This is a genomic window from Microbacterium sp. Ru50, from assembly GCF_002920555.1.
In the GTDB taxonomy this organism is placed as follows: domain Bacteria; phylum Actinomycetota; class Actinomycetes; order Actinomycetales; family Microbacteriaceae; genus Microbacterium; species Microbacterium arborescens.
In genome coordinates this window covers 1-437 of sequence record NZ_PQSV01000076.1, presented here as the reverse complement: position 1 = coordinate 437, position 437 = coordinate 1, and the positions used below count along the sequence as shown (strand labels likewise).

The following is a 437-nucleotide window of genomic DNA, read 5'->3' as shown; positions in this document are numbered from 1 at the left end:
ACGGCCCGTACGAGCCGGCCAAGGGTCTCCGCTGCAATTCCGCGAAACTGCTCCTGGATCCCTACGCCAGGGCGGTCAGCGGCACCATCGACTGGGACGAGGCGGTCTACGGCTATCACTTCGGCAAGCCGGACAGCCGCAACGACCTGGACTCGGCGCCGCACACGATGGCCTCGGTCGTCGTCAACCCGTATTTCGACTGGGGTGACGACCGGCCGCCGCGTACGGACTATCACGAGACCGTCATGTACGAGGCGCACGTCAAGGGCCTGACGATGCTGCACCCCGGGCTGCCCCAGGAGCTGCGCGGCACGTACGCGGCGCTGGCGCACCCCGTGATCATCGAACACCTGCGGGAGCTGGGGGTCACGGCGCTGGAGTTGATGCCCGTACACCAGTTCGTCAACGACCACCGGCTGGTGGACGAGGGACTGGCG

The 437-nt window shown here is 67.5% G+C and carries 1 pseudogene; it reads left to right on the top strand.

Features of this window, described 5'->3' with window-relative positions:
• Positions 1 to 437, top strand: a pseudogene (locus C3481_RS16335) (glycogen debranching enzyme); the annotation flags it as partial.